Source organism: Dolichospermum compactum NIES-806 (assembly GCF_002368115.1).
In the GTDB taxonomy this organism is placed as follows: domain Bacteria; phylum Cyanobacteriota; class Cyanobacteriia; order Cyanobacteriales; family Nostocaceae; genus Dolichospermum; species Dolichospermum compactum.
The window spans coordinates 68,859-77,328 of record NZ_AP018316.1 but is presented as its reverse complement, the minus strand read 5'-3'; the positions used below and the strand labels follow the sequence as shown (position 1 = coordinate 77,328).

The 8,470-nt window shown below is 35.7% G+C and carries 10 protein-coding genes and 1 pseudogene; 7 read left to right on the top strand and 4 right to left on the bottom strand.

Annotated features, from left to right (window positions below; genetic code table 11):
* The first annotated feature begins 43 nt into the window (after positions 1 to 43).
* Together CA730_RS00385 and CA730_RS00380 are read left to right on the top strand one after the other, a co-directional pair.
* Positions 44 to 805 (top strand): ABC transporter ATP-binding protein, encoded by a 762-nt coding sequence (locus CA730_RS00385; RefSeq protein WP_096662605.1) that lies wholly within the window; start codon positions 44 to 46, stop codon positions 803 to 805.
* A gap of 121 nt (positions 806 to 926) precedes the next feature.
* Positions 927 to 1,394, top strand: coding sequence for a DUF29 domain-containing protein (locus CA730_RS00380; RefSeq protein WP_096662603.1), 468 nt, complete (start codon positions 927 to 929; stop codon positions 1,392 to 1,394).
* A gap of 68 nt (positions 1,395 to 1,462) precedes the next feature.
* On the opposite strand, the gene CA730_RS00375 is transcribed toward CA730_RS00380, so the two are convergent.
* A complete protein-coding gene (locus CA730_RS00375; RefSeq protein ID WP_096662601.1) occupies positions 1,463 to 2,698 on the bottom strand; it encodes an LL-diaminopimelate aminotransferase in 1,236 nt (411 codons plus the stop codon).
* Between the two features lie 119 nt (positions 2,699 to 2,817).
* Between CA730_RS00375 and CA730_RS00370 the strand changes: the two genes are divergently transcribed.
* A complete protein-coding gene (locus CA730_RS00370; RefSeq protein ID WP_096662599.1) occupies positions 2,818 to 3,195 on the top strand; it encodes a nucleotidyltransferase family protein in 378 nt (125 codons plus the stop codon).
* Positions 3,192 to 3,662 (top strand): annotated as a pseudogene (locus tag CA730_RS26195) (ribonuclease toxin HepT-like protein). The gene CA730_RS00370 and the pseudogene CA730_RS26195 overlap by 4 nt, the downstream one beginning before the upstream one ends.
* Before the next feature lie 42 nt (positions 3,663 to 3,704).
* On the opposite strand, the gene CA730_RS00360 reads toward CA730_RS26195, so the two are convergent.
* Positions 3,705 to 4,271, bottom strand: coding sequence for a thioredoxin family protein (locus CA730_RS00360; protein WP_096662595.1), 567 nt, complete (start codon positions 4,269 to 4,271; stop codon positions 3,705 to 3,707).
* Between the two features lie 53 nt (positions 4,272 to 4,324).
* Between CA730_RS00360 and CA730_RS00355 the strand changes: the two genes are divergently transcribed.
* Both CA730_RS00355 and CA730_RS00350 read left to right on the top strand, forming a co-directional pair.
* A complete protein-coding gene (locus CA730_RS00355; RefSeq protein WP_096662593.1) occupies positions 4,325 to 4,729 on the top strand; it encodes an NIL domain-containing protein in 405 nt (134 codons plus the stop codon).
* A 260-nt stretch (positions 4,730 to 4,989) separates the two neighbouring features.
* Positions 4,990 to 5,988, top strand: coding sequence for a CHAD domain-containing protein (locus tag CA730_RS00350; protein WP_096662591.1), 999 nt, complete (start codon positions 4,990 to 4,992; stop codon positions 5,986 to 5,988).
* 60 nt (positions 5,989 to 6,048) lie between these two features.
* Here CA730_RS00350 and CA730_RS00345 read toward each other — a convergent pair whose 3' ends face one another.
* Both CA730_RS00345 and CA730_RS00340 read right to left on the bottom strand, forming a co-directional pair.
* Positions 6,049 to 6,729, bottom strand: a complete 681-nt coding sequence (locus CA730_RS00345) for an MAE_28990/MAE_18760 family HEPN-like nuclease (protein WP_096662589.1) — start codon at positions 6,727 to 6,729, stop codon at positions 6,049 to 6,051.
* Entirely contained in the window at positions 6,729 to 7,844 is a 1,116-nt protein-coding gene (locus CA730_RS00340; RefSeq protein ID WP_096662587.1) for a DUF262 domain-containing protein, read from the bottom strand. Before CA730_RS00340 ends, CA730_RS00345 begins: the two co-directional genes overlap by 1 nt.
* A gap of 133 nt (positions 7,845 to 7,977) precedes the next feature.
* Between CA730_RS00340 and CA730_RS00335 the strand changes: the two genes are divergently transcribed.
* A complete protein-coding gene (locus CA730_RS00335) occupies positions 7,978 to 8,412 on the top strand; it encodes a type II toxin-antitoxin system HicB family antitoxin (RefSeq protein WP_096671177.1) in 435 nt (144 codons plus the stop codon).
* Positions 8,413 to 8,470: the final 58 nt, after the last annotated feature.

Sequence of the window (8,470 nt, the reverse complement as noted above, 5' to 3'; positions counted from 1 at the left end):
ATAATCTTTACTACAATTATATTTTATATAAGGATGAATCTTTGTGGATAATACTCTGACAATAACTAATACAAATAGTCCCCATGCACCAGAATTAGCAATTATTCGGTTGGAGGATATTTTCAAAGTTTATGGAATTGGGGAAATAGAAGTTAAAGCACTGAATAATGTTAACTTGGTGATTAAACAGGGTGAATATTGTTCGATTATGGGACCTTCTGGTTCGGGTAAATCTACAGCCATGAATATTATCGGTTGTTTAGATCGTCCTAGTAGTGGAAATTATTATTTAGATAATTTGAATGTCGCACAAATGAATGATACTGAATTGGCGCATATTCGCAATAGAAAACTCGGTTTTGTCTTTCAACAATTCCATTTATTAAATCAATTAACAGCTTTAGAAAATGTCATGCTGCCAATGGTGTATGCTGGTGTTAAACCGGGGGAGAGAAAAGATCGCGCGACATCCGCATTAATCAAAGTTGGCTTAGAAAAACGCCTGAATAACAAACCTACCCAATTATCAGGGGGACAACAACAAAGAGTAGCGATCGCTCGTGCTATTGTCAACAATCCCGTTGTTCTCCTCGCAGATGAACCCACCGGCGCACTTGATTCTCATACTACCCAAGAAGTATTAGACTTGTTTAGTGAACTTAATAGTAGTGGTATTACTGTTGTTATCGTCACCCATGAATCAGAAGTTGCGCGACAAACTAAACGGATTGTTTGGTTTCGTGATGGTGAAGTTGTTCATTCTCATCTGACTCCCCATGAATTACATCAAGTTGTCACATCTTAAATACAGTAGGTATCAGATAAATTATTGCTGGAGACAAGGGAATAGGGAAAAGATAAGAGTTTGATGGCTTAATTCTCTTACTTCACTAAATCAAAATTTGCACTGGGAGTAAATCTAAAAGATGTCTAACACCCTATATGATAGCGATTTGCAATTATGGATTGAGCAAACAATTCAGCAGTTACAGAATCATGAATTTGAGTCGCTAGATATTCAGCATTTGATTGAGGAGTTAGTTGATTTGGGTAAATCGGAGAAGAATACGCTCAGAAGTAATCTCAAAATTTTATTGGCTCATTTACTCAAGTTAAAGATTCAGCATGATGCACCTGATTCAATGAAGGGAAGTTGGTACAGTTTAGTTATGGAACATCGTCAGCGGGTTCTGGATAATTTAGCCGATACTCCCTCTCTTAAAAGTTTCTTGGTTGAAGCTATAGAAAAAGCTTATCCCGATGCTCGTAAGTTAGCAATTAAGGAGAGTAAATTTGCCAAATTTGGGGTGCGGATACCGGAAGAAAGTGAATATCCTATCACCTTTCCTTTTTCCATTGAGCAAATTTTAAATGAGGACTTCTACGGATTGTAAATGACTGGGGAAGTGTCATTTCACAAAAGTAAGGTGGGAATTACCCACCATAAATTATTAAACTTGAATTACACCTTAAACTTAGCAGTGATTCGCTTCATGGCTTCTTCCACATTTTCCCGACTATTAAAGGCAGAAATGCGGAAATAACCCTCACCTGCAGCGCCGAAACCAGAACCGGGAGTTCCTACTACATTCACAGTTTCTAATAATTTATCGAAAAATTCCCAACTGGATAAACCATGAGGAGTTTGCACCCATACATAAGGTGCATTGACACCACCATAAACATTTAAACCAGCATTTGTCAGTTCTTCACGAATGATTTTGGCATTGTCTAAATAGAAGTTTACCAAAGCTTTGATTTGTGTTTGTCCTGCTTCTGAATAAACTGCTTCTGCACCCCGTTGAATAATATAAGAAACGCCATTAAATTTGGTAGATTGACGACGATTCCAGAGTTTCCAAAGTTCGACATGAGAACCATCAGCAGCTTTAGCTGTGAGGTTTTTGGGAACAACAGTTAAAGCGCAACGAGTTCCGGTAAACCCGGCATTTTTGGAGAAAGAACGGAATTCAATCGCACAATCTCTCGCACCTTCGATTTCAAAAATAGAATGAGGTAAGGTAGGATCTGTAATAAATGCTTCGTAAGCAGCATCAAAGAAGATAATTGAACCGTTAGCTTTGGCATAATTTACCCATGCTTGCAAATGTTCTTTAGTTGCAGTTGCACCTGTGGGATTATTAGGAAAGCAAAGATAAATTAAATCAACTTTTTGGCTAGGAATTTCCGCTGTGAAATTATTTTCAGCGGTGACAGGTAAATAAACTAGACCACCATATTCCCCTTTTTCATTAGCGTCTCCTGTATTACCCGCCATGACGTTGGTATCTACGTAAACGGGGTATACGGGGTCAGTAACGGCGATGATGTTATTTTTGCCAAAAATATCGAGAATGTTGCCAGAATCGCACTTAGAACCGTCGGAAATGAAGATCTCATCGGCTTCTATGGCTGCTCCCCGTGCCTGGAAGTCGTGGGTGGCGATTTTCTCCCTTAACCAAGCATAACCTTGTTCTGGCCCATATCCTTTAAAAGATGAGCGATCGCCCATATCTTCTACAGCTTTAATCATGGCTGTGCGACAAGCTTCTGGTAAGGGTTCGGTGACATCACCAATCCCCAAGCGAATGATTTTAGCATCAGGGTTAGCTTGTGCAAAAGCATTTACCCGTCGCGCAATTTCTGGAAACAGATAACCAGCTTTGAGTTTCAGGTAGTTGTCGTTAATTGTAGCCATAGTAAATTTTGAGAAAAAAGACAATCATACACTATCTTACTTTGAGTAATGTCTGATAGAGCAATTTTCCCGGAAGTCGAGTTATAATTATTTTAGAAAATTCCCACATTTGAGAAACTATGAGTCTCATTAATGAAGCTACTAAACAACGAATTATCCAAGAGATTTTAGAAGCTAGAAAAAATCGTCCTCAGTTTCTAGTTGCTATGCAAGAACGCCAAAAGCAAGGTTTAAAAATTGCTCGACAATGTGCCAAAATATTGAAAGAAAGATTTGGTGCAGAAAAAGTTGTCTTATTCGGTTCTTTATTGGATCATCAACAAATGAGTTGGCGTTCTGATATTGATTTAGCTGTTTGGGGTTTACCAGAAAAAGATTATTTTAAAGCAGTGGGGGTTCTTTTAGATATTGCTGAAGATTTTTCTCTTGATTTGATGGAAGCACAACACGCTAAATCTTATATTTTACCTGCAATTTCTCAAGGAATAGAACTATGATTGGATTGAGGAAAAAAATTTCTGAAGAACTAATCAAGCTTGAAGAATTGGTGAATAGAGTTAATAGATTATTATTATTAATTCAGCAAAATGATGATCCTATTTATCTTGATGGCTTGATGAGTGGTTTAGCATTATATGTACAAAATTTCTATACTGGTGTTGAAAGAGTTTTTGCTTTAATTGCTAAACAAATGGATGGTGTTACTCCATCAAGTGCAGATTGGCACATACAGTTATTAGGACAGTTATTAGTTCCAGTTCCAAATGTCCGCCCTGCTATTATTTCTTAAGATACTTATGAACAACTTAATGAGTTTAGAGGATTTCGTCATGTCAGCAGAAATTTGTATGCCTATGATTTAGATCATCAGAGAATCATTGACTTAGCTAATAAACTTATAGGTTGTCATCAGATATTTATGGAAGATATGAAAAAATTTGATGCTTTTTTAGCCAATAATTAAATAATACCAATCCCCAATCCCCAATCCCCAATCTCCAATCATCTAATTTACGACTTGACTACCATGACTGCGAGGATCATCTTGATTACTATCTGTGGCGACTGAGGTAGAAAATTGGGAGGTTTTGCCATTACTTTGAATGTGGGGAAGGGTAGAACCGGCAATTAAGGCTTCTAAATTACTAGCCATAATGGTGCGGGGGATATCACCAATGGTTTCGGCGATGGTTTCCCCTTGTTTACCCAAAAATATAAAGTGGGGAATGCCATCTACTCGATATTTGAGCATTTCTGGCAACCATTTGGTATTATCAACATTCAACATGACAAAATTCAGGTTTTTATTGTACTTTTCTCTGAGTTTTGCCATGTCGGGTGTCATTTTCTGACAAACTGTACACCAATCGGCGTAAAACTCGACTAGAGAGGGTTTTCCGTTGCTGAGGGCTACTTCTAAGGGCATGGCAGTTTTACCTAATTCCGCCAGGGAAACTGAGGTAGAATCAGTTTTAAGTCCTAAGAAGAGGGCAACTCCCAAAGCGATCGCTACAATGGCAATTAAGAAGTTTTTGATGCGGTTACTAGAATTTACAGGGGATTCGGTACTCATAATCAATTTATTAAGACTTATTAACTTAGTTCATTTTACTGTTTTCTCACATAATGAAAAAAAGAGTTACCCTGACTTTTCCCAAACGGGCGATTCAAATGCCTGTTACCTACCGACTAGCAAAGGATTTTAATGTCGCTGCGAATATTATCCGCGCCCAAGTTGCCCCGAATCAAATTGGTAAACTGGTGGTAGAATTATTAGGGGACATTGATCAGTTAGATGCAGCAATTGAGTGGATGCGATCGCAACATATTCATGTTTCTCTGGGATTAGGTGAAATTGTCATTGATGAAAATGTATGCGTTCACTGCGGTTTATGTACAGGGGTTTGTCCCACTGAAGCCCTAGCTATTAATCCAGAGACATATAAACTCACCTTTGTGCGATCGCGCTGCATAGTCTGTGAACAATGTATTCCTACTTGTCCAGTACAAGCTATTTCCACTAATCTTTAAACACAAGTATTAATTCAAGTTGTGAATTATCTACTTGAGGCTGGTAATTGGTAATAAAATTCCTGGTTTCATCCTGTTCATCCTTTAATCCTGGACATCCTGTTCGCGTAGCGTGGCGTTAGCCATTTCTGACAATGTTCATCCTTTAATCCTGGATATTGGTAATAAAATTCCTGGTTTCATCCTGTTCATCCTTTAATCCTGGACATCCTGATTCAGACAATGTTCATCCCTTAATTCTGGACATCCTAATTCTGACAATGAAAATCTCCTCAGCAACATCAATCAAAACTCTCGGTGAAACTGCACACCAAGCCATTGAAAACCACTTGACAAAAACCATAAAATGGGAAAAAGCAGTTAAAAGAGACGAAGATCCAGAACCACTTCACCAAATGCGAGTGGGAATGCGACGGTTAAGAACTGCTGTGAGTAGATTTGAAAGATATTTATTTTTACCAAAATCAGTTAGTGATAAAAATATTGGTAAATTTGCCCGCATTTTAGGTAGTCTCAGAGATTTAGATGTCCTTGCAGAAATTTTGGAAAAGAATTACAAACCGCATTTACTTGAAAAAGAACAAAAATCTCTAGAAACAGCTTTTACAGAATTGCATAAACAACGAGAAATTGCCGTCTCTCATGTTCAGAAAACATTTAAAGATGAAATTTATAAATCTTTTAAAAATGAATGTGAAAATTGGTTAAAAAATCCCAGTTATCGAAGTTTCTCATCTATACCAATTTATTACATCTTACCAGATTTACTCTCACCAGAAGTGAGTGAATTTTGCTTACATCCAGGATGGCTAATTGGCACTAAAATTGTCGAATCAGAAATAGTAGTCCAAACAAAATGGACACCCAGCCAATTAGAAGAACATCTGAAAACAGAAGGTAAAACTCTCCATGATTTGCGAAAACAAGCCAAACGTCTCCGCTACCAAATGGAATTATTTACTGAATTATATGGTGAGTCTTTTACTGCACATATTCATGATATTAAAAATATTCAAGAAATCTTGGGAATGATCCAAGATAATATGGTTTTACATGAATGGTTAGAGAATATATTCAAATCAGAACTGGATACTCAATTACGTGGATTAACGACGCTATTAGCCGCAAATCGTTATCAATTGTGGCAAGAATGGCAACCACTACAACAACGTTATTTACAAGCAGATACTAGATATAATTTGCATTTGGTAGTATTACAAGCGACGTTGGAAAATGTTAAACAAGAAGAAAGAGATTAATTTATGGTCTGTCTAATTTCTGATAGTATAGTCTCTTAAATTTAATAAAATTCAGTTCAATTATTCAGAATCCAAATATTCCTGTTTCACTAGATATTCATCAATATTTTCTAGAATTTGTCTAAGATACTTTATAACTCTTTCGCTGATTTCAACAAGATTTTCCGCAGATGTATTTTGACCAACTTCTTTAAAAGACATAACACCATGAGCTAAATCATTTCTATTTTTTTTTATTGACAGTAAATCAATTCCATCTCTAGTCGCAACGTCAGTTTTACTAGAAAATCCGTATTTTTTAGCTATATTCTTAATTTCTTTAGCATCCACATTACCAGAAAAAAGATCATCTCTATTAAAGCCAGATTGAATAATATCTTTAACAATATTTTCTATTTGTTCTACAAAATCATTAACACCACATTCTTGTACATTCTTTTTTACATTTTGCAAAATTATTCTTTTAATTTCTATTTTAAGTTGATCGAAGGAAACTCCTTTTTTACTCATTTCATCAAAAATACTTTGAATAGCATTTCTCATAGTAGATTCTACAAGATTGTAAAGTAATAAAAATCCAGTAGCTTTTAAACTTTTATCTAATTCCGGATCAATTTTAGAAATTGCACCATCTTTACTTAATAGAATTTCACCCTGTTCTAAATCTCTCAGAAAACAAAGATAATCACTAACGTCTTTAGCACGTTCGTCAAAATCATCTAAATCTAATATTCTTTTCACTAAACTGTACCTAAAATCTGATCACGAACATATTCAAGACGACGAATAACTTTATTTCTAGAACTACTAGCATCGCTGCTAGTGTATTCTCTAAATTCTTTTGAATCTAGGAAATCTACTGATACAGGTTGGAGGTTATCTTGCTGTCTTAAAGCTAAAGTTATACCAACAGCAAGAGATTCAAATTTAATTCGAGTTGTAGTTCTATCTTTCTTATTTCCTTGTCTAAAACCTGTTGGAAAGTGTGTTCCTACAAAATCAATCATTACATAAAATTCATTTTTCATGTTTTGTAAAAGATTTGGATCAGCTTTATTCATAGCATCTAAATAGTCATCGAGAAATTCATTAATATTTTTATTGAAATCTTGATAATTATTTAGGAATGCAAAAAATCGTAAAACAAATTCTTGGGGTTCTACTCTTCCAATTGACGGTTCTGTAAAATTACAAAGATGGATGAATTTTTCATACTTTGCTAATTCATCTATTACATTAAGAAACGCACCTCTTCTAATACCCCGGCGTTTTTCCATTGGGTTTAATTCAACGCTACCAGTATTAATTCTTTCAAATAAATCTCTACGAGTTTCTTCATCAGCATCTTCTGTTAGTTGAATCATTCTTATGGTTGTTCGCTGGAAACGTCTTTGACGTGCAATAGGTAGATTGGAAAATCGAAACCCTTCCAGCTTATTTAGCTTCTCTAGATTTTGTAGTTGTAATTCATTATTAAGAAAATTTGCTAAAGTACGAATTCGTTGTGTTCCATCTATAAGTTCTAAACGAGCTAAATCCTTTGTATTTAAAGGATTTTCGTCTGTTTCTTCCCCTGAAGTATCTGCAACATAAATATAAGGAATAGGTAAACCTAACAGAATAGACTCAATAAATTTAGATTGTCTTTTGATATCCCAAATCATTGCTCTTTGGTAATCTGGAATAAATAATTCATTAGAATCATCATCAAGACCATTTAGGTATTTGTCAACTATAACTTCAATAGGGTATTCAATTGTGTTGTAATCAACAGATTTTTTCTTGTCGCGGATTTGCATTTCTGCTTCTTCCTGCATTTCTTCTGTAATTTTTTCGATTAATAAATTAATACTCATATTAGATTAAAATATCTAAGTGATTAAATTTATATTATCCTATTTTCTGTTCTTTGGCTACATCATCACCAAAGAACATCCTGTGAATCCTCAAATTCTGATTCAGACAAACAAATTTAACACCGGGATTATTATGACTCAATTTGTATATCCAGCCATGCTGACTGCTGATGAAAAAGATGGTGGATTTGTGGTGACATTTCGGGATTTACCAGAAGCAATTACTCAAGGTAATTCCTGGGAAGAAGCACTTAATGAAGCTGCTGATTGTTTAGAAGAAGCGATCGCTCTTCGGATTGATGATAGGCTAGAAATCCCTCAACCATCACAACCCAAAAATCAAGAATATTTAGTAGCCGTACCAGCGCAGACAGCAATAAAAGCCACATTATATCTAGCAATGCGTGAAAAAGGTATTAGCAAAGCCCAGCTTGCTTCTACTCTCAATATCCATGAAAAGGAAGTCAGACGTATCCTAGATCCCCACCACGCCACAAAATTATCTACAATGGAACGGACTTTAGGGGTACTCGGACAACGAATTGAATTACAAATCACCGCAAAATAGAATATATTCACAATACATTCGCCATTTTTTGTAGTTTGGGTTGACGCAAGGAAACCCA

Excerpts from the sequence above, each read along its gene's own strand:
- CA730_RS00370 (WP_096662599.1), top strand. The coding sequence starts at position 2,818 with ATGAGTCTCATTAATGAAGCTACTAAACAACGAATTATCCAAGAGATT.
- CA730_RS00350 (WP_096662591.1), top strand. The coding sequence starts at position 4,990 with ATGAAAATCTCCTCAGCAACATCAATCAAAACTCTCGGTGAAACTGCA.
- CA730_RS00335 (WP_096671177.1), top strand. The coding sequence starts at position 7,978 with ATGACTCAATTTGTATATCCAGCCATGCTGACTGCTGATGAAAAAGAT.
- CA730_RS00375 (WP_096662601.1), bottom strand. The coding sequence starts at position 2,698 with ATGGCTACAATTAACGACAACTACCTGAAACTCAAAGCTGGTTATCTG.
- CA730_RS00360 (WP_096662595.1), bottom strand. The coding sequence starts at position 4,271 with ATGAGTACCGAATCCCCTGTAAATTCTAGTAACCGCATCAAAAACTTC.
- CA730_RS00340 (WP_096662587.1), bottom strand. The coding sequence starts at position 7,844 with ATGAGTATTAATTTATTAATCGAAAAAATTACAGAAGAAATGCAGGAA.
- CA730_RS00380 (WP_096662603.1), top strand. The coding sequence starts at position 927 with ATGTCTAACACCCTATATGATAGCGATTTGCAATTATGGATTGAGCAA.
- CA730_RS00355 (WP_096662593.1), top strand. The coding sequence starts at position 4,325 with ATGAAAAAAAGAGTTACCCTGACTTTTCCCAAACGGGCGATTCAAATG.